This window comes from Rapidithrix thailandica, assembly GCF_039710355.1.
GTDB lineage: Bacteria > Bacteroidota > Bacteroidia > Cytophagales > Flammeovirgaceae > Rapidithrix > Rapidithrix thailandica.
Genome location: NZ_JBDKWZ010000016.1, coordinates 21,951 through 42,040, shown reverse-complemented (window position 1 = coordinate 42,040; position 20,090 = coordinate 21,951). Strand labels below are relative to the sequence as shown.

Annotated in this window: 13 protein-coding genes; 2 read left to right on the top strand and 11 right to left on the bottom strand. The window is 45.7% G+C overall.

Translation table 11 applies throughout. The annotated features are described in order from the left end of the window. Positions 1–46 precede the first annotated feature (46 nt). The 11 genes from AAG747_RS22520 to AAG747_RS22470 all read right to left on the bottom strand — a co-directional run bounded on the left by AAG747_RS22520 (position 47) and on the right by AAG747_RS22470 (position 17,531). Complete coding sequence (locus AAG747_RS22520; RefSeq protein WP_346823496.1) at positions 47–757, bottom strand: LrgB family protein; 711 nt, start codon at positions 755–757, stop codon at positions 47–49. After that, positions 754–1,134 carry a CidA/LrgA family protein gene (locus tag AAG747_RS22515; RefSeq protein WP_346823495.1) on the bottom strand — a complete coding sequence of 127 codons (381 nt, stop codon included), beginning with the start codon at positions 1,132–1,134 and terminating at the stop codon, positions 754–756. The genes AAG747_RS22520 and AAG747_RS22515 overlap by 4 nt, the downstream gene beginning before the upstream one ends. Positions 1,135–1,256: 122 nt before the next feature. Beyond that, positions 1,257–2,417, bottom strand: coding sequence for a n-acyl-d-glucosamine 2-epimerase (locus tag AAG747_RS22510; protein ID WP_346823494.1), 1,161 nt, complete (start codon positions 2,415–2,417; stop codon positions 1,257–1,259). A gap of 120 nt (positions 2,418–2,537) precedes the next feature. Continuing rightward, positions 2,538–4,544, bottom strand: coding sequence for an exo-alpha-sialidase (locus AAG747_RS22505; protein WP_346823493.1), 2,007 nt, complete (start codon positions 4,542–4,544; stop codon positions 2,538–2,540). Between the two features lie 58 nt (positions 4,545–4,602). Beyond that, positions 4,603–6,141 (bottom strand): sialate O-acetylesterase, encoded by a 1,539-nt coding sequence (locus AAG747_RS22500; protein WP_346823492.1) that lies wholly within the window; start codon positions 6,139–6,141, stop codon positions 4,603–4,605. A 43-nt stretch (positions 6,142–6,184) separates the two neighbouring features. Beyond that, on the bottom strand, positions 6,185–8,230 hold the full coding sequence (locus tag AAG747_RS22495) for a family 20 glycosylhydrolase (protein WP_346823491.1): 2,046 nt from the start codon (positions 8,228–8,230) through the stop codon (positions 6,185–6,187). Further along, complete coding sequence (locus AAG747_RS22490) at positions 8,217–8,984, bottom strand: creatininase family protein (RefSeq protein WP_346823490.1); 768 nt, start codon at positions 8,982–8,984, stop codon at positions 8,217–8,219. Before AAG747_RS22490 ends, AAG747_RS22495 begins: the two co-directional genes overlap by 14 nt. A gap of 73 nt (positions 8,985–9,057) precedes the next feature. After that, complete coding sequence (locus AAG747_RS22485) at positions 9,058–11,757, bottom strand: sodium:solute symporter family protein (protein WP_346823489.1); 2,700 nt, start codon at positions 11,755–11,757, stop codon at positions 9,058–9,060. Between the two features lie 74 nt (positions 11,758–11,831). Further along, positions 11,832–12,749 carry a dihydrodipicolinate synthase family protein gene (locus AAG747_RS22480; RefSeq protein ID WP_346823488.1) on the bottom strand — a complete coding sequence of 306 codons (918 nt, stop codon included), beginning with the start codon at positions 12,747–12,749 and terminating at the stop codon, positions 11,832–11,834. A 90-nt stretch (positions 12,750–12,839) separates the two neighbouring features. Continuing rightward, positions 12,840–14,315: a RagB/SusD family nutrient uptake outer membrane protein gene (locus AAG747_RS22475; RefSeq protein WP_346823487.1), complete on the bottom strand. Its 1,476-nt coding sequence runs from the start codon at positions 14,313–14,315 to the stop codon at positions 12,840–12,842. A 21-nt stretch (positions 14,316–14,336) separates the two neighbouring features. Then, a complete protein-coding gene (locus tag AAG747_RS22470; protein WP_346823486.1) occupies positions 14,337–17,531 on the bottom strand; it encodes a SusC/RagA family TonB-linked outer membrane protein in 3,195 nt (1,064 codons plus the stop codon). Positions 17,532–18,050: 519 nt separating this feature from the next. Here AAG747_RS22470 and AAG747_RS22465 point away from each other — a divergent pair. Together AAG747_RS22465 and AAG747_RS22460 are read left to right on the top strand one after the other, a co-directional pair. After that, positions 18,051–18,515 (top strand): hypothetical protein, encoded by a 465-nt coding sequence (locus tag AAG747_RS22465; protein ID WP_346823485.1) that lies wholly within the window; start codon positions 18,051–18,053, stop codon positions 18,513–18,515. 66 nt (positions 18,516–18,581) lie between these two features. Next, on the top strand, positions 18,582–20,045 hold the full coding sequence (locus AAG747_RS22460) for a S41 family peptidase (protein ID WP_346823484.1): 1,464 nt from the start codon (positions 18,582–18,584) through the stop codon (positions 20,043–20,045). Positions 20,046–20,090 lie beyond the last annotated feature (45 nt).

The following is a 20,090-nucleotide window of genomic DNA, read 5'->3' as shown; positions in this document are numbered from 1 at the left end:
TTCAATCGCTCATACGGGCATAAAAAGCACTACTTAAAAGTTATTTTTATACGAAAAAGGGCTGCAAGCTTTGCCATAGATAAGGAGCTGTCACTACGGTAAGCAACCCGTTCAGACACATGGCCAACCCACTGTAAGCCCCCGCCAATTCGCCAAACTCCACAGCACGGGCCGTACCGATCCCATGAGAGGCCGTACCCAAAGCCAATCCAATCGTTGCCGGACGATTGATTTTGAAAAAAGTTAAAAACAAAGGCCCAAATGCATTTCCGATAATGCCTACAAAGATCACCACCCCGGCCGTTAAGGAAGGAATTCCCCCTACCATTGCGGTCACTTCCAAAGCAATAGGAGTTGTGATGGATTTTGGTAAAATGGATAAAGTAAGTTCTTCTGGTAATTTACAAAACAAAGCCAAAGCCATAATACTCAACATACTTCCCAAACTTCCCACCACTACAGACAATAAAAAGCCAAGAGCTTGCTTCTTCACCAATTCAAATTTTTCGTGTAACAACACTCCTAATGCCACCACCGAAGGCCCCAATGGCCAAGTTAACCATTGGCCACCTTGATTGTATTCTTCAAACGGAATTTTCATGAAACGCAAGAGCAACATCACCGCAACAATACTGACAATTACAGGACTGAAAAGCAACCACTTGGTACGGTGGTATACATATTTTCCTCCCATATAAAATCCTATGGTGCATGCAATACTTACCTCGGGACGACTAAAGATTTCTTGAATGCTCATCGATCCAGTAGTTTATCAAAGACAAAAGCACTCATCCATAAAGTAAAAAAGGTACTTATGACCACACTTAGCAACATTGCCCAGCCGTATTGGGCGAGCATGGATTCATATTGGATCAACCCGACACCATAGGGCACAAAAAACAACGCCAGGTAAGCCAGTAGTTTTCCCGCAGCAAACTTGACCTGTTCCAAACGGAGAATACCCGTTTGTAAAGTGATAAAGATCAACAACATTCCCAACACATTGCCCGGGAGGGGCACCTTCAGGTACTTCACCAAACCTTCCCCTAACAGATAAAAAAATATAAGTATCAAAAAACCGCGAATGGCATATACTATCTTTCGTAAATTTTGCTTGTGGGTAACTTTTTTCACTGTGCTTGACCTATTTGATGTAAAAGACGCCAAGGTACAATTCATACCTATGAAATGCAATGGAATATAAGCGTTTTAAGCAGTGGTCAAGTTCTTGATATTAGCTAAAAACACCGGCTAGCTTATACATTTTCCAGGGTTTTCCAGCATTGATACATCGCCCTCGGCACATGAAAACAACCTTTCCACTTTCCTCCCTTTAATGACAACAAGGGTTTTCCTTGACGATTCAGATAGCCAAACCACTCTCCGTATTGCGGATCGGCAAAATGTGTCCAGCTGTATTGATGAATTTTTTCCAACCAATAAACCACTTCCGGGTTTTGTGTGAGCTGATAAGCTTTCGAAAGCGCCACCAGAGCCTCCAGGTGTACCCACCATAGTTTTTGGTCCCATTCCAATTGCAAAGGAGGTTTGCCCTGAGCATCCAAAAAGTAAAAAATCCCTCCGAATTCCTGGTCCCAGCCGTATTCGATGAGCTGTAAAGTCGTGGCTACGGCTTGCTCGATGAGCGTTTGATTTCCTTGGCGTTTGGCGATATCCATGATAAACCACATCGCCTCAATACCGTGCCCGGGGTTGATCAGACGCCCTTCGAAGGTATCCGGGTGAGAGCCGTCCGCAGCAATATTTTCATAGACCAATCCATCATTCGGGTCCAGAAACTCATTCATAACCAAATGCACACATTCCGACAAGGTTTCTTCCACCAATTCCGGTTTCAGTGCACTTTCCAGTTCTAATACCAGATTGGAAAGGATCATAGGCAACGCAAAATTTTGCAATGGCCGGTTGCCCGTACTCTTTTCGTACTTTCCTTTGGGATTATTTTTTCTTTTCAGAATAGTATTGAAAATAGTCACACCCAGGTCCAAGTATTCGCTTTTTCCTGTGGCCAAGGCATACTGGTTAAATGCCATAGCGGCAAAACAATCCGAGAAAATATTATAGGCTTGAATCAGCGGGGTTCCTTTTCGGTCCAGGGAAAAATAGAAATTCCTGTCCCGGTCCCTGCCGTACTTTTTTAGAAACTCCGCGCCAAATGTTGCCGTCTCCAGCCATTCTTCTCTCTTTTCCACTTTGTTATACAGCATGGAAAAGGTCCAAACCTGGCGTCCTTGTAACCAGACAAATTTATCGGTATCGAATACCTTTCCCCTTTGATCCAGACAAGTAAAATACCCTCCGTACTTCCGGTCGATGGAATGATTTTCCCAAAAAGGGATGACGTTTTGCAAGAGTGCATTTTTGTACTGTAGTGGATAGTTTTTAAAATTTTTCATACGATCTCATTTTAAATAAGCATATAGGTGTCCACTACACCTCATTGGATAACACTGACAGCCAGCCAATGAGGTGTTCGGATGAAGATAAATTCTAACTAACGGTTAAGTGCTAATGAACTATTGGGGAGTATCGAGCAATTCTTTTAGTTGAAACTTCTGGAAAATCAAATCTGCCTGGCTGCCTTCATAAAGAATGCCAATGGTTTCTTCGTCAATGCTGGTCATACAAGAATACCCCCGGCCATATCCTTCATCCAGCAGTAAATGATGCTGAGTGGGCCAAGTAGCTCCTTCATCCCGGCTCAACTGAACCGTCATATGATGCCGGCCTTTGGTAGTATGCGGGTTGGAAAACAAAAGCACCTCTTTTCCTTGATAAGTATGCCGGATCAGGCTGGCCATACAAACCGGTTCCGGGAGAGCCTTCCGGGATGTAGGATGCTCCTCCCAGGTCTTCCCCAAATCCCGGGTAATGGCAACCGAACGCGCCCCGATTTCTTCGCGACCTCGGTCGTCCCGCATATTCAGCATCAGGCTACCGTCTTCCAACTGCACGACTTGTGCTTCTGTGGTATGGGATTTTGCCCCGGTACCCATATGCCAGGTTTTCCCATGATCGGTACTGTATATCAAACTGGAATGTGGCACTTGCTCATGGTCCTTGAACTGGGCCGGAAATACCAGCGTACCGTCTTTTAAAGTGATGCCTTTGCCCGGGCCTTGCAGCAATAAATACCAATCCGGATGTTTGATTTGCCGGGTGATATTGATTGGCTCCGACCAGGTTTTTCCATCGTCTTCACTTTTCACTAATACAAACTGGCTGGTCTCTTCCGGCGACAAACCCGGCTTTGAAGCCCACCAATTGCGTTTTCCGGGATGTCCGTGCGCCCAGACACCTGCCACCCAAATGGTGCCGGTGTTCCGGTCCACCAAAACGGAAGGATCGCCAATCCCATTCTCAGTCTGAGGCTTCCCTCCGTACTCCCCCATATCCATGATTATCTGCATGGGCTCCCAGGTTTCCCCACCGTCCGTACTTCGTTGCATTCCCACATCTATATCTTCTTGCAAATCAACCGAGCTGTTTCTACGAATGTCGTAAACAGCAATCAACGTACCTTTATTGGTAGTCGCCAAGCCCGGAATACGGTACGTGTCCACGCCATCTTCTCCATGTTGGCGGAGAGCAATGCCTGTTCTGAGTGATCTTTCTTTGGATATTTGTTTGGGAACGATGGCTTTCCCACTGATGAGTACGCTTTCACAAAGAGCGGAGAGTCTATCGGTTAAACTGATCTGCCCGTCCAACTCATAACTTACCCAAAAGTAATTGACTCCATGTTGCAAGGTTTGCTGACCGTAGGCTTCCCATTTTTGACTTTTCAAATCCACTTCCGCAAATACGTTTTGACCGGAAAAATCAGGGGAAGCACCTGTATAGTATACCCTTACCGCCTTTACTCCTGCCGGACGCTTGGTTTCCGGCCGGCTTAACAGGAACTGCTCTACTTGCAGAGGTTCGGATATTCCAGAAACATATACGGCCATCTGTAAAACCGGATTGTCTTTTTTACTTTTCAATACAGGAAATTCCGGACGGTAAACCGCCACAGAATCCAACTGCATCGCAGCTCCGGATAAAAAGGTAAAATCGTCCAACACCACACCGGCCTCCTCAGGCGCCTGACATGTGATCCGAAGTTTTTCGGCTGGTTCGTCAAACTGCAACACAAAAGGAGCCAACCTCCCTGTCAACGCTTTTTGTGCTCCAAGGTTTACCGTTGACCAACTTCCTTGAGATTCTCTTTCAATTGTAAAGGCAAACGGTTCCTTTCCCGACCAGCGCTCGGCCCGAAAGGCAACCCCGATTACCGGAGTGGAAAGTTGGCTTAAATCCCATTCGACCACCGTTTCCGGCCCGGCCAGTTTCAAGGCTTTTTCGCCACTGGCCACCGGCTGAGTAAGCACCTCTGCCCGGCCTTTGGTCACCTCCAAGAAGGTATTGCCCATTAGCCCTTTTGCAAAATCCCCAACGGGTAAATCCTCAAATCCGATCATCCGGATTACTGAACTTCCTTGTTTCGTAGTTGATGTACAGGAGGTCAAAATTATCAGTCCCATACAGAGAAAAAATAAACACGTTCTCATTTTACTTCTATCTATAGTTTTATGTTTTCTTCTAAAAATTACCCGGTAATTCCACACAAAACGGTGAAGCCGGTAATCCCGCTTCATTGATCAAATTGCACTCGGGAAAGGGTGCCCAGGCATATTTCACTTTAGTGACAGAAAGCTCTTCGGGAACTGAAAGGATGAGACGGTTGCCTTCCAGTTGTACCTGTGTCACCGGCCTGATGACTTCCTGTGTTCCATTCTTTTCATATCCCTGCAGCACCAGACCTTTCAGCGCTTCCCCTCCTGAAGTTGTCAAGTGGCGGGCATGTTCAAAAGTGATGTATAACTTTTGATCTTTTATCCGGTAAGCGGATACCGTAGGGCCGGAATACTCCAATTCGAATCCATATATTTTCGCTAACGCAATCCGGCTCAGTCGTTCTCCCACAGGTTGTTTTTTCCGGGGATGCACATCTGTAGGATGCCCTAACTCAATGGTAACAGCCATTCCCGTATTTGGCAGGCGAAGTGTTTCTTTTTGCAATGCTCTGAATTCCGGCCAACGGTTCCGGTCGCTAATACCGGGAAGTTGTACATAAAGAAAAGGGAAATCTCCCTGTTGCCAGTCCTTTCTCCAATTCCGGATTAAAGCTTCAAAGAGTGCTTGATGTTCCTCCGGGTGATTGGCATTCGACTCTCCCTGGTACCAGATTACTCCCCGGATGGCATAGGGCAACAAAGGGGCAATGCCTTGTGTGTATAAATATGCCGGTGAGAACGGATGCTGCTCAGCCGTTGCTTGTCCGTTTTCCAAGGCCATTCCCAAATTCTTCTTCACCCGCTCTACAACAAACGGATGAAGTTCTTGTACTGAAAACCAATCTCTCCCCTCAGTATGAGGAGCATATTTACAAAGTTGCGGATGGGCCTGCAAAGCTTCCTTGCTGATCCAGGCCTGAGTCGGAGAACCTCCGATGGCATTTTGAATCAAACCGATGGGTACTTTCAGGCTGTCCAACAACTGCGTTCCAAAGTGGTACGCGACCGCAGAGAATGACGGAGCGCTTTCAGCGGTACAATGTTGCCAGGTAGCTGCTTGATAAAATTTCCCGTTTAGCACACGTTCAAGTTCTGTCTCTGTATAAGCCTTCGGACGAATATGTACGTCTTTTTCCATTTTGAACAGACGGAGTTGTGAGCGGTCCAATGAAGTTTTCAGCGATTCGAACCCTTCGGAATGCATCAAGGGCCAGGCCATATTGGATTGCCCGGAACACAGCCAAACCTCCCCGATCAAAACATCTTTAAACACAAGTTCCTTTTTTCCTGTGCTAATCCGAAGCACATAAGGTCCTCCGGCTTTCATAGGCGGCAACTCTGTTTTCCAGGCTCCATTTGCATCAGCCACTGCCTGTACCGAATGCTTACCTAATTTCACCCGGACTTTCTGGCCGCTTGCCAAGCCACTTCCCCAAACCGGCACCGGTAAATCCCGCTGCAAAACCATGTGATCGCCAAAAATTTCCGGAAGGCGCAATTGGGCCCGGGTCATTTCCGGGTTCCACAGGATGCACAAACTGAAAAGGAGGAACAGGTTTTTCATTTTTGAGAATTCAATTACATGTTTTCTTTTCACCGGTTTTCTTTTACAGGGCTTTGTACTCCACTCCTTCCAGCGCTTCCCATTGCCCGTCCACCCTTTCCACCAAAGCTGCGGTAAACATCCATTTCACTAAGCGGGTATGTTTTGTGGTAAAGGCCCCTACCGGCAGTTTTACCAAAATGGTATTCCATCCTTCTTTCAACTCAACCGCTAACGGAGGACGCATTTCGTAACTTTCGTCCAACAACGGAGCTTCCGCATGCCCTTCCCTCCCCGGCTTTGACCATTTAGGCGGGGCCAGTTCCTGCCCGTTCAGCCATATTTTGCTTTCTTTATAATCCCACTTGCCCTCCGAAGGTGTTGCATCCTTTTCCGAGCGGGAAGGGTTGTGAAAACTTACCCATAAGTGGCCCTCCCGGGCTTTTGATACGTTGACCTTCGTCAGGGCATAATAGGTGGATTTGGGAGAGGCGTCCTTCAAATGACCGAAAGCATAGGGGTGGAAGCAATGCCTTAACCATACCGTGCTCCCCCGCACATTCATGGCTGATTGCGAATACGATTTTTTTGTGAAATCTTCAGGAGCAAATGCCTGCTTCAAATTTCCATGATTAGCAAACGGCCCAATCAAAGCCCAGGAAACCTGTGTTTGACGGACATAGGGAAAGGGCATTGCCTGAAAGAATTTCTTTTTATGAAGTAACAAACGGTTTTCAAACGCTCGAAAAGCCTGAAACTGCTCACTTTCTTCAGGACCCATATTGACGGAGTACTCCGGATACCCACCACCTTGCCAGATCCGTTCGGCTAAGGCCAACAAAGAAGGGAAGAGGGCATTGGATTGTATCAATTGTTTTTGGGAAAGAGATCTCCGGTCCGGCCAGATACAGGCAATGGCACCCAAGCGATATGGATCTCCTTGTGAAACATCACAAATCTGCCGGTTAAATATTTTCACCACTCCCGAAAGCGGGTCGTTATGATTGAGGTACAGATGCCTGGAATCAATCGCGGGTATATTTTCCGGTGGCTGGGTCATTCCAGTCCACAACTGCCGGATTACGGTGTTTTTCAGGTTTCCTCCGGGCAACCAGCCAATCACCTGCTTTCCTTGTTCCTCCAAAAGCCGGATCATCTCCGGTAAAAAATCTTTGTTATAAATTTTCACCTCATCTCCCCCGATATGTATCGTGGAAACGTCTAACTCCTCGCATACCTCCAACAGCAATTCTTTCACTAAAACACTGCCTTTTTCGGATTGCATATCCGTGGAAAAGGCCCTTTCAAAAGCCTGACTATGGCCCGGCATATCTATTTCGGGAATAACATTGACTCCCAGCATTTCTGCATAGGCAATCAGCTCCCGGGCTTCCGCAAAAGTGTAATACATGCCCGGGTCCCGGAGCATATTTTCCGGTTGGTTAAGTTCCGGGTATTTTTTGGATTCCAAGCGCCAGGCGATATCTTCTGTCAAATGCCAATGAAAGGTATTAAGCTTATACGCCGACATAATTCGGATATGTTCTTTCAATACATTTAAGGGAATAAAATTTCTCCCCACATCATGCATCAGCCCCCGGACTTTGAAGGATGGCCAATCCTTGATCGTCATCGCCTGGAGAAAAGGGGTTTCCGTAAGTTCCAGCAACTGCTGTAAGGTACGGATCCCCCACCGGATACCCATCACGCGATTCGCCTTGATTCCTATCTTCTGAGGTGTAATGTCAAGCACATAGGCTTCTTCTTTTAGCATAGGGACTTCCACCGTTTCCAAAGAAAGTTCCAGCCTTATTTCCCCCTGTGTGGGAAAGGAACGAAAGCTGTTTTTTAGCTCGGGCACAAACTCTTCCAAGGAGGTATCCCTACAAATTATCTTGATATCCTGAGACAAAAGCAAGGTTCCGCTGTGGTGCTGTACTTCTTTGGGATAGGGTAACAAAGCCAGTCGTCCGATTTCTGCTTGCCGATAGTTTCGTGCAGTAAGTACCGTTCCAGACACTTCTGAAAGGGAACTAATCCATAAAATGCAAACCGCAAGAAAAGGGAGTTGTATAAAAGTTAATTTCGATATTTCTTTACTCATTTTCATATAAATCGTTCAGGTCTGCCGCAGCCAATTCGATCAGAAACGCTGCAATTTTTGAAGAAGTGGCTTCCAGATAAGCCTTGCCTTTTTCAGCGGTAGAGGCCTTCGGGTCTCCCACGCCTGTATCTTTGGTAGCCTTTGTCCAAAGCCGCTGTGCGCTTACCCATCCTTCCCGCAAGCCTTTCAATTTGTAAGGATACGAGCGGCCGTCTCCGGCTTCGGATAAGGGCAGTACCAATTCGGGAGTGAGGTGCATCATTACACTGGTTTCCAGTTCCCCGGCATGGTCGCCCGGTTCATCGAAATAAGGCCGGGCATCCACTGATTGCCACCAATTGATCGCACAAACGAATACCTCCGGATAATGGGCATACAATTCCCGGATCATCTGTTTGAAGTGGTTGCCGCCATGGGCATTGAGAATGACCAGCTTGTTTAATTGATGCCTGTTCAGTACATCTACCAAGTCTTTCAATAGTGCCAACTGAGTACTAGGGTTCATGTTCATACAAAACTTGACACCAAATTGCCCTGTGTTCACGCCAAAGGGGACCGTGGGAAGTACCAGGGGCTTGGCTCCTTTTTCCCAGGCAATTTTTGCAGCTTCCAAGGCTACTCCCTCTCCCAGAATATTGTCCGTAGCATAGGGCAAGTGATAATTGTGTGCTTCCGTGGCTCCCCAAGGCAAAATAGCCACCCGGTAATTTTCGTCTTTTACCTGTGTCCAGTTGGTTTCGGCTAATACATAAGGTCTCATAAATTTTTGCTGTTTTGATGGACAAATAAGCTAAGTCCTTGAAGTTCGTACTTTCAGTTATAGATTACAATTCTCATTTGTTTACCGGAATTTCATTTTCCACCTTTTCAGAGACCAGGCGGGTATAGGTCAGCTCTCTTTTTCGATGCGCCTTATCCGGGATCAACAAACTAAAGAGATAGCCCAAGAGAAATGCGGAAACCATTCCTGTAAAGGCATACAAAAGCAGATGCAAAGACGTATGTACTTTTACTATATATTGTACCAAACCACTGAGTATTAATCCGGTCAACGCCCCGGCTCCATTTGCTTTTTTGGTGAAAATTCCCAAGAGAAACAGGCCGCCCAAACCTCCGGCAAAAAGCCCCACCACTTCATTGAACTGGTCCCAAAGGGAAAGGATATTCAGGTTGGCCATCAACAAGGCCGTTCCGGTGCCTAACATCCCGATAACCACCGTTACCTTCCGGGCAAAAGACAATTCTTTCTGCTCGTCAACTGATGTAAGATAAGGTTTGTAAAAGTCTTGTGTGATGACCGTGGATACGGAGTTCATACTACTATCCAAACTGGACATGGCCGCTGCAAAAACCGCTGCAATGAGTAGCCCTGAAATGCCTTCCGGCAATTGAGAAACAATGTACCATGGGAAGATGGTATCCGTATTTTCCAGGGTGGGATTCAAGGTGTCCGGATGATTTTTAAAAAACAAAAACAAGGCAGTCCCTATGGAAAAAAAGATCAGGGCGGAAGGCAACACCATCCAGGCTCCCGTCTTGATGCCATTGGCAGCACTTTGCTCCGTTTTGGTGGTGAGGTACCGTTGAATCACTGTCTGATCGCTACCATACTGGATGATATTCGAAGCTAAGCCACCAATGATCACCACCCAAAGTGTAGGTTGTGTAAAGTCAAAATCCAGATTGACAGGGCTGAATTTTTCATCTGACATTACTTGGTGCAATAATGCGGAAGGCTGGCCTCCGATTTGAAACGGAATCCAAACCAGGCAAAACAAAGCTCCTCCCAACAGCACCATCACCTGCATCACGTCCGTCCAGATTACAGCTTCTATACCACCCAATACCGTATAAACAATACTCAATACACCCATGATTAAAATACACAAACTCACATCCACTCCCGTCACTACCGAAAGCGCCAGGGAAGGCAACAACAGTACAATTCCCAGCCGGCTGATTTGCATCAATACATACATAGCCGCCCCCACTTGCCGGGTAGCGGTATTAAAGCGCTGCTCCAGGTACTCATAAGCGGATGTCACATTCAGCCTTCTGAAAAAAGGAAGGAAGAAATGGATAATTAAAGGGGCAACCATCAGTACGGTTATCAATAGAAAAAACATCCCCCAGTCGGTGGCATATGCTTTGGCCGGAATAGCCATAAAAGTAATGGCGCTGAGTTGGGTACCGAAAATACTGATGCCCGCTGCCCACCAAGGGATACGCCCACTGGCCTTGAAGAAATCGGTAGTGCTTTTTTGGTTTTTGGAAAAGAGAAAACCGATCCCCACTAACAATAGTAAATAGACCACTACAACCGTATAATTGATCCAGCCAAAGGAATCCGTTTTGACCGGAACCCCTCTGATAATAGCCGGGGTTCTGATACCCGGGGCAATTTCACCGCTGGGAATCAAAATTTCATTCTCCCAAACCAGAGACGGTGTTGTCACCAGGCTCTCTTCCGGAAAGTCATTGAGGTATTCCCAGGTATCGGTAACCGTATGATAAGCATACATCTTTTTGCTAAAACCGGGATGATTGTTTAAAATCAAATCCCGCTCATGGATGAGTCTGTCCTTTGCATCGCCTTCCGCCTGGGAGATTAATATTCCATATTGCTCCAATTGATTATGCATTTTTTCTTCAGACCCTCCGGTAATCACCAGTGAACCTGCTCCAAAGGCGACTCCAGTGGCTGCGGAAAAGGGCACGGCTTGTCCGGCATCATCTGTCAAACTCGCCACTTGCGTCCATTTTACATTGGAAGGATCATAACAAAAAGCGTCCGCATATACTTTGCTAATGCCATTACTTTGCAACTGCCGGCCACCCAGGAGATAGAAACATGAATTTTCTCCGTTTGACTGTACCAAACCCAAGGCATGCGACCGGGCCTCCCCCGGCCAGGAAAGAAGCTCTTTCCATACCTTTTGACTTTGGGAAAGGTTTAACGATAAAAACCTGGATGATACGCTTTTGTCTGACTCTCCTCCGGCCAGGAAAATAGTCTCTCCGATGATTCCTCCGGAAGCATTGGCCAGTGGATAGGGTAAGGACGTCTGTGTTTGTACAGAAACCGTTTTAGCCACCGGGTCCCACTGAAGTAAAAATACATCGGACTGTGCTCCTTCCCGGTTATTGCCTCCAATACACCAAAGCCCTTGCTCCGTAGCAACAGAAACCCCATAAGCTAACGGTAAGGGTAATTTGAAATGCCTGGCAGTGTACCACTGATAGTTTTCACCGTCTTTTTCCAATACATAAATATCATCCCACCATTTCTTCTGTCCGCCTTCCCAGGGTTTTCCTCCGGGGAAATTAGCTCCTCCGGCTAGAATCAAAGCCCCCTTGTGCACTCCTGCAAACATCCCCGCCAACCCGAACTGCCGGGTTTCACCCGGAGCTGCCGGCAATTGCTCTACTTCTTCCCAAGTAAAAAATTCCTGTTGTTGAACCTTCTGTACTTTTGGCTTGCAACTCACGGAGGCAAGCAACAGACAAAAGACTATCAAGTAGTTATAAATCATTCTCTTTTCGTTTGAAAATTTGCCCTGAAAAGACACGCAAGGCAAATCAAATTTATATATGGATCTATCAGAGGTTAAACCTTAGAGCAATAGTCGAAAAAGCCGATATTTTCCAAGTCTCTCCGGAGGGCCTCCAACTGTCCGGCAGAAAGATTTTTTACCGGAGTTCTGAATTCCCCACAGTCTAATCCCACCAGTTTCATAAAGGCTTTACCGGTCCCGATCCCTCCGTATTTTCCCAAAAAGCGGATAAAAGCAATGGATTCATTTTGAAGATGTTGGGCCTTTTCCATATCTCCGGTTTCAAATGCCTCCATGAGTCGATGATATAAGGGCGCAGCATAGTTATACGTACTGCCAACTCCTCCTTTCGCCCCCATGGCCATGGCCGCTAACAAGCATTCGTCCCTTCCCCAAAGCAGGTCGTATTTTTGATCTTTAAACTGAAGGCAAAGGCTAAAATCCATTAAATCCTCCTGGGTGTATTTGATGCCGGCCAGGTTAGGGATTTTATCTTCGGCTTCCAGAAGGAATTCATACATAGAAAAATAACATCCCGAAAGCACCGGAATATGATAGAAGTAAAACGGCATTTGTGGAACGACCTCCGCTACATCGGCACAAAAACGTACCAATTGCGCCACATTGGCTGCTTGGAAATAATAAGGAGCTACCAATGAAATTCCGAAATGCCCGCATTCCTGCGCATGTAAGGCCAATTGGCGAGCTTCCGACACGGAAGTTCCCCCTACCAAAGCGATGACTTTTAAATCGGGAGAAGCCTGCTTTCCCCAAGCGGAAAACACTTGTTTTTTTTCATCAAAAGTAAGCGAAACACCTTCTCCGGTAGAACCACAGATAAACGCCCCTTTGACTCTGTTTTTCACTAATGAACCGGCCAATACCGGAACCATTTCCAAATTCAGCGCTCCACTTTTGTCCATCGGAGTAAAAGGAGCCGCGATCAAGCCTTGTAATTTTTCAATTTTCATTGGGTATATTTTTCATAAATGAATTCCGGACACCGGATGGAAGTTGAGGCCTTCCAGGGTTTGAAAACCCGGAAGGTCTTGCCTCAAGGATTAATACCCGGGATTTTGGGTGATTTTTGAATTCAAGCTCATTGTACTTTCCGAAATCGGAAACAATAATAAATGCTCTTGCCCGCTGCGGTTTTGCAAGGAAGGCACCCGTTCGAAAGCCTTTCCGAAGCGTACCAGGTCCCACCAACGTTTACCCTCAAAAGCAAATTCCAACAAGCGCTCTTTCAAGATGGCCACATCGTTTTCAGCCTGTGTACCACCGGTAAAAACATGCGCATCAAAATCGTCTCCGTAAGCCCGTTGGCGCACTTCATTGATTTCCGCAGAAGGGTCTTGGTTTAGTCCGTTTTTCGCCTCGGCCATCATTAGCAGAACATCTGCATATCTATACAAAATCACATCGTCCATAAATTTGCGGGCCCCGGCATCCTCAAATCCTCTGAACTTTAAAACCGCAGAAGCATAATAGCTGGCGTTGTTCCCTTCATCATAAGTATATACCTCTACAAAGGTAACATCTTTCCGCTGATCCTCTTCAACAAACTGATTTCTAAGCTCTTCCGAAGGTGCCCAACGGTTCAATCCTCCTCCTGTTCCCAACATGGCTTTTACTTCTTCGGTTGTATTTACCGGAATTTGATCGCCCCGGATATACATACTGTTGTTGTAATTGCTTCCCGACTCCAAATCTTCAAAGTGAACGGCCATCAATACTTCCTGATTTCCTTTGTTGTCATAGCGAAAAACCCGGTCAAAATCCTCAAGCAATGCCACATCCGCATTTTGTACTTCTTTTAAGGCATTGAGAGCTGCCGTCAAGTCAGCACTTCCTCCATTCATCCGCTTGGCCGTCCACAAATACACCTCTCCTTTCAAGGCATTTACGGCCGGTTTAGACCATATACTTCTCCCGGAGGGAAAAGCATTACCAGGAAATAAAGTCAAGGCTTGGTCGATATCACTTTTGATTTGGGCAAAAACTTCTTCCACGGAAGTCCGGGCACGAAAAGTCGATTCTCCTCCATAACCTTCGGTCGGTTCCAGACTCAAAGGAACATCTCCCCAAGTCCGGCTCATGATAAAATATACATAGGCCCGCATGGCATAGGCTTGAGCCAAAATTTCATTTTTATCCTCTTCATTCACAAAGTTGATGGCCGGAACATATTTGAGAATCAAATTGGCATCGTGAATCACCGTATACAAGCGCAGCCAGTTGGGCCCGGCATAGTTGACATCCAAGGTATTTTCAAAATAACGCTCCCGGCCTTCCGAAGCCTGCAAACCATAACTCAATTCTTCACTGCGGGCCCCTCCCCAAAAATACAGGTTATTGGCAGCCTGGTCGCGGAAGCGCCCGTACATTCCGTAAAGTCCTCCTTTGGCATCGTCTTCCGTTTTCCAGAAAGAATTTACCGTCATGCTACTTACAGGAGACAGTTCCAAGTCTTGTGTGCAGGCCACTACAGCAAGTAACGGCCACAAGCCGATAATGAATCTATGTAGTATTTTCATAATTTACTTTCGGTTAAAATTTTAAAAAGAGACGTTCAAACCCATCGTAAATGTACGGGGATAGGGATATCGCCCACTATCGGTACCGCCATCTTCCGGAAGCAACCCCTTATAACTGGTAAAGTAGTGCAAGTTGCTACCGGTAGCATATACCCGCAGGTTTTGCATTCCGATTCTTTTAATCCACGGAAAGTTGGGTACTTGATAGCTTAGGGTCACCTCGCGCAGGGCCAGGTAGTCTCCTTTTTCATAGTAAAAAGAGCTTCCTCTAAAGGAATTGTTTTGAGCCAGCTGGTCCGCCCAATAATACCGGGGGATATCGGTAACGTCCCCTTGGTTCTGCCAGGAATTCAACACTTCGTTCGTAATGCCAATATCGCCTTGGTACTGACCGTTAAAAGTGGCTCGGCTTAAGTTATAAATGGTATGACCGACCGCAAAGTCCATCCGGATCATCAAGCTCAGGCCTTTATATGCAAAGGAATTGCTAATCCCTCCGGTCCATTTGGGATAAATATTTCCCATATACACCCGGTCGCGCGTATCGATGGTATCATTGGCATCCACATCCAGCCAGTTGACATCCCCTCCGAATTTGGACTTATCCGAGCCGGCTACCAACATATCTACCGGAGCTTCAGCCGCTTCCTGATCGGTCGCGTATACGCCCAAATGTTTGTAAGCGTACATTTCGCCCAAGGTTCCTCCTTCTTGCAATCCACCTTTCCATACATATTCTCCACTTCCCCGATCGTACACATAAATTCCTCCGATACGGTTATTTTCGTTGTCATTTTCAGGCAGTTTCAAAATTTTGTTTTTGTTCCGGGAGGCATTCACACTCACATCCCACTGAAAACCACTGTTTGCCTGAATCATATTGGCTGAAATCTCCAACTCCACACCCTTGTTTTCCAAAGTACCCAGGTTAGTGAGAATACTGCTGAAGCCCGTTGAATACGGCAGGCTGAGGTCGGTCAGCAAATTATTGGTTTTCCTCCGGTAGTAATCAAAGATGACGGACACCCGGTCATTGAACAAGCCCATGTCAAACCCCAGGTCAAACGTACGGGATTCCTCCCATTGCAAATCCTGATTGGCCATACGGTTGTTCTGGATCGCGGCATTTCCGTTATATCTTGTTCCGGCGGTGTAAGCCCCTTGTGCATGAAAGTCGTTCAACCCACTCAGGTTTCCGTTTACCCCGTAGCTCGCCCGGATTTTCAAGCGGCTTACTTGCTTGGGGATTGCTTCCCAGAAATTTTCCCTATGCAAATTCCATCCCACGGAAATCCCCGGAAATACTCCCCATTTGTTGTTGTCTCCCAGGTTGGAAGCCCCGTCATACCGGAGATTAGCCGAGAGTAAATACTTCTGATCGAAATCATACAAAACGCGTCCGAAAAATCCTATGGTGCGGAATTGAGACGTACTGCTGGAGACACTGGTCGGTTCGGCAGCGGCATTCAAAGTCGGCACATTGTCCGTAGCGGCTCCTCTACCTGCGGCACTCAAACTATAATTTTTTCTATCCTGATAAGTAGCCCCGGCTTTCAATTGCACATTGTGCAGGTTGTTTAGCGAGGTGTTATAAGTGAAGATACCGTCAAATTGCTTTTGCCAATAGGTAGAATGACTGGCAGAAGCATTTCGCGAATCGATAAATTGTGTCGGGGTATTGTAGTATGCCTCTTGAAAATTGTTGTTGATGGCTTGAACGGCATACAAGGAAGCCGAAGGTTCAAAGCTCAAGCCTTTGGCAATTTCCCAATTCCCTCCCACACTCATCGTCAAGCGATTGGTATTGTGAAATGCCTTAGCCTTTTCCAGATGATAAGCCGGATTACCAATACCCCGGTTTTGCCCGGGAGCAAATGTCCCGTCTTCATATTGGTATTTAGCTGTGGGAGGCAAAGCTAACGAGCGTTGGAAAAGCTGGTTCTCACTAAATACTTGCGTATTGGAGGAATTGGTAAAATTGATTTTTCCATACACCGAAAGTTGATTATTGATTTTCAAATCCCCGTTCAAGCGGGCGGTAAATCGCTTATATCCGGTGTGAATGGCAATCCCTTCACTGTTCAGATAGCCTACACCCAGGTCAAAGGTTGCTTTTTGTCCACCGCCCGAAGCTGACAAGTAATGGTTTTGTGTCACACCGGTTCTGAAAAGTACATCCTGCCAGTCCGTATCTTTAAAGATAATCGTTTTGGTAGGGTCCAAGGGATCGGGCATACTTTCCCAACCTTCCTTGAGCTTGTGCTCATTTTCCGGGGTAAGGTATTGTGTCGTAAAAGAAGTACTATTACTCAGGTCGTTGCCAATCCCCGAACCGGTTGCCAAATCCAAGCGGCTCAACCTTTCGGGATGTTTCTCACCTGTAGCAGCAAGCCCTAAGCGGTTAAAATAGATAAAATCTCGGGCCGAAGCCAAGTCATAGCGCTTTTGAAGTTCGGAAAAAGCCAGGTTGTATTTGTACGAAATCCGGGTTTTGCCGGCCTCTCCGGTTTTAGTATTGATGATCACTACTCCGTTGGATGCCCGCGAACCATAGATAGCCGTGGCTGCGGCATCTTTCAATACCTGCATGCTCTCGATATCGTCCGGGTTGACATCGTCCATTTGACTGCGAAATACCCCGTCAATGATGTACAAAGGCGTAGAACCGTTAGGATTATTGATAGAGGTTCCTCCTCTTAGGATGATTCTGGGAGAAGCCCCCGGCTGGCCGGAAGTATTCTGCACCCTCACCCCGGAAATAGAACCTTGCAAAGCCGAAGCGGCATTGGTATAAGGTACGTTTTCCAATACTTTTTGATCCACTTTGGAGACAGAGGTGGTCAAGGTTTCCCGGGATTGGGTTCCGTAACCGATCACCACCACTTCGTCCAGCTTAGTGACGTCAACACTCATGGTAATATTGATCATCGATTGATCTCCCACCGATACTTCTTGACTTTGATACCCAATGGCGCTAAATACCAAAACTCCCTCTGACGGAGCTTCCAATTTATATTTACCTTCAAAATCTGTTGTGGTTCCTTCGGTAGTCCCTTTGACGAGGATCGTCACACCGGGTAAGGGTTCGCCTGACTCTCCATCGGTCACGGCTCCGGATATTACGTGCCTTTCTTGTGCCAGAAGGGCCGTGGAAGCCAACAGGCAATACATCAGAAAGCATAGAAATCTGATACGTTGGTAATTTTCTTTTTTCATAATTACTCTTTTAAGGATAAAGAATACAGTCCGTACAAGAGGCTGTTGTGTAGTTTGTGAAAATGCGTGGTCAGGCGCCTCGACTCACAACTCAAATGTAGAAGGAGGGTTCATTTCTTCGGGGGGTCAATCGTATGGAATAAGGGGTACAATCGTCCGGAAGGGGCAAAACCATCCGGAAACCGGGGGGCAATCGTCCGGAATTGATTTTCTCTCTCCCTTTCCAAAGTTTTAATGGCCTCGGAAAAGTTGATACTTTACCATGTGATTAGGCTTTCTTTTCTTCAAAATACCACTGGTATAAATCACCGCTGACAAACCCATGAAAAAGAAGCGGTGGCAGACTCTTGCAACTTGGAGGATTGATGAGGGAAAAATTGAAAACTTCTTGGAGAGGGCGGATACATACTTCCTGTAAAAAATTAAATTTAATTGATTAGATAAAACACCATATTGTTTATGATGGGTGAAGGCTAATTCCACGATTTTCAGTTTATATTCAAGTTCGTTATAGTTAGAATGAAAGAAGAAGAATTCATACGGGGTATTATCTGCCAAGTACTCGTCAAAGAAAAATCAAGAGACTTGATCTACTCCGTACTGAATGAATTTATACCTGATTATGAGCCGTTAAACTTGGATTTTATCGGAAAGCCCAATGACGAAGCATATGAATTTGAGTCGGAAGATGAAATCATAAGTTATTACACCCATACAAAAGGAGTAAGACAAACTTTCTACTGGAATAAGTATGAAAACAACCCCAACAGAATTATGGTAGGGGCAAATATTCTAGAGGACGATCAAATCGTATTTAGTCTGACAGTTGACGGAACAAAAGAAAAAAAGGCTGAATACTTAAAAAGATTAAAAACATTGTTGAATTCAGAAACCGGTGTAATCTCCTATATAAACCCCGTGGGCTATGATAACGGACAAGATTTCGAAACAAAGTACGGCTCTATAAAATATAAATTTGAGTAAACAGACACCCAAAAACGTGTAAGATGCATTTTACTCTATGTTACCACACATCCCAAAAAGACACTGATGATGAGCCTCAAACTTCTTTTTTTCATAAACTTCCTACCCTTTACTTTATTTGCTCAAACGGAATTAACCGAAAAACAACTACGGGAGGACTATACTATATTCAAGAATGTATTAACAGGCAGTCACCCGGGGCTGTACAAATACACGACAAAGGCCGAGTGGGACAGTATTTTTTCGGATTTTGAGGCGGAAATAACACATATTAATAATGCGCAGGACTTCTTTAAAAAAATCAGTGCCCTTGCGCTTAACGTCAGGGATGGCCATCTCAGGATACTTCATCCTACAATGGATACCATTCCGACAATGTTCCCCCTGTTGGTAAAGATCATCGATGGAAAGCTTTTTACGGATACCGGTGATTTCGGTATCCCATTGGGTTCGGAGATTATAGCCATTGATCGATTAAAAAGTCAGGAACTCATTCAAAGGATGCTCAAATATGCCCCATCCGATGGCTATAATACCACAAAAAAACACAGGCAAATAGAGTTCGAATTCGGCATTCTGCTTTATTATGAACTAGGAGCCAAGAGCGGTTATACGGTTACGTACCATACACCAGATCACCGTATCCACACTTCGAAAGTCAAAAGTCAGTCTTTTCAAAGTATCGGAATCCGCAATCCGTACAGAAGCTCCTACTTTTCCTCGTATCACCGTAAGGTTGATAAAGTTGAACATGCCAAACATCACATACAGCAAAAATTGCCCTTTGTCTATTTTATTGATTCCATCAATACCGCTGTGCTGACGGTGAATTCATTCGGCATCGATCCTCAAGAATTCAAATCCGAGATTATTGACATTTTTAAGGAAATAAAACGTCAAAAAGCAACATCGTTGATCATTGATGTAAGACAAAACATTGGAGGATACAGGGCGAATGCCATCACGCTCTTCTCCTACCTTTCGGACCGGCCGTTTAAACAAAGAATTTCAGAGACTGCGATTACATCAGGCTTAATTGAAGCCGATTACAAAATACATACGATGTCGGGTTACACGGAATTTTTCAACGATTTCTTCGCCAATGCAGAAAACAGAAACGGGCGTTGGATTTTAACTACTGACAAGGCTGAAGAAACGATGAAGCCCTACAAACGGCCCTTCAAGGGAAATACCTATGTGTTAATTGGCGGAAATACGTTTTCGGCAGGTTCCGCATTTGCTTTAAGCGCAAAGAACAACCCCCAAATTAAGCTCATTGGAGAAGAAACAGGAGGTGGTTATTATTTTCATACGGGTCAGTTTCCCGTCTTTTATAAATTACCTCATTCCAAAATAGTTGTGAACATGTCTTTGGTTAATATCAATCATTACGTCAAGGACAATTCCGTGCCGGAAGGAAGTGGTATTTTACCGGATTATGAAGTAACGCTCACGCAAAAGGATTTGATTAACGGGACGGATGGCCCCTTGGACTATATTATCAAAAAATTGAAATACAGTAAACAATGAATAGCAGAAACCGAACTGGTAGGTAATAAAACAAATAGCACCTGA